Source organism: Phocaeicola plebeius DSM 17135 (assembly GCF_000187895.1).
Taxonomy (GTDB): domain Bacteria; phylum Bacteroidota; class Bacteroidia; order Bacteroidales; family Bacteroidaceae; genus Phocaeicola; species Phocaeicola plebeius.
This window is the reverse complement of the sequence record NZ_DS990119.1, coordinates 569942-571288: the sequence shown is the minus strand read 5'-3', so window position 1 is coordinate 571288 and position 1347 is coordinate 569942. Positions and strand designations below refer to the sequence as shown.

The window sequence follows — 1347 nt, the reverse complement described above, 5'->3', positions numbered from 1 at the left end:
CTTTCCTTACTTCCTATGCTGAGTGTCAACATTTTCCATGAAAAGTCCGCATACGCTTGTTGAATCCAGAAGTCCGACGTCTGTTTTACGCCTCCTGCCAGGTCCAGTCCGGCATCAATACGCCATCCTCTGTTCAACTTCTTGTTCCATTCTATTCCCGCCCTCAGGTATCCGCTGTTCGGCTTTTCACTTTCCATTCCAAACCGGTTCGCCGTCAGCCAGAGTGGGGCATACGTTCCCGTCGATGCAGTGGCAGTAGCTTCTACCCGATAGTGGAATTCTTGTGGATTTTCTTGAGCCGCAGCAGGAATTGTCAGGGCCATAAATAACAATGATTTCAATAAACTCATGTTCGCAAACATTCACTAATAAATATTTATTGCAAAGATAGAAAGAACTCGCAAAAAAACGGCAAAATTTGGATAAATAAAGTAAGTGTTTGGTATTGAGGAGAGTTAAGCCAAATTCTTCTATACCTTTCCAAATCGCTAAAATGCAGGATAATGAAAGGTTAAGAGAAAGATTTGCTACTTATCCGTTACCTTTTTTAGCCCCGGATAATCCGGCAAAATAACGCTTGACCACCTGCGGTTTTACCGTTCACCATGCAAAGAACCCTATATTTTGCCCGTAAAGATAACCGTTTTTTTCCGTTTTTCATGGAAATACAGGTTATGTTACCGGCATCCGGGGTTTTATTCTTTGTTCCGCTATAATTTTCATAACTGTAAATAGCTATATATCAAGTAATTTTGCAACATAAAAAAAATAGAGTTATGAAACAGACGGATGTAACGGTTACGTTCTACCTCAAAAAGAGCGAAATGAATGACGAGGGACATTGCCCGGTCATGGCGAAACTTGTTGTCGGCAAATTTTCAGAAGCGGCTTTTAGTGCGAAAATGTCCGTACCCGCTGCACTGTGGGCATCCGGACGTGCCACGGGTAAAAGTAACGCCGCGCGGGAAATCAACCGGCAACTGGACGATTTGCGAGCTTCAGCCATTTCCATTTATGCCGAACTGTCAGCCACCCGTGAGAATGTAACGGCTGAAGAAATAAGGAATCTGTTGTTGGGGACAGCTTTCGGGCAGGAAACCCTGTTGGGTTATTTCCGGACGTTCATCGAACATTTCGAAAAACGTGTCGGCGTGAACCGGGAAAAGGGAACAGCGCAATCTTACCGCTATGCTTGTACTGTGTGGCCGCTTTCATCCAGGAGAAATACAAGTTGTCGGATGTTCCTTTCACTGTCCTGAACCCGTTCATTCATCGACAACTATGAACCTCTACTACGCACGGAGCGCCGCTTTTTGCCCCTGTGAACTATCGTGTCTGCTTGTGTCA

2 pseudogenes are annotated in these 1347 nt (G+C 44.7%); one reads left to right on the top strand and one right to left on the bottom strand.

The window, feature by feature from the left end:
• Positions 1 to 350 (bottom strand): annotated as a pseudogene (locus BACPLE_RS03700) (capsule assembly Wzi family protein); the annotation flags it as partial.
• A gap of 426 nt (positions 351 to 776) precedes the next feature.
• Between BACPLE_RS03700 and BACPLE_RS03695 the strand changes: the two are divergent.
• Positions 777 to 1313 (top strand): annotated as a pseudogene (locus BACPLE_RS03695) (site-specific integrase); the annotation flags it as partial.
• Positions 1314 to 1347 lie beyond the last annotated feature (34 nt).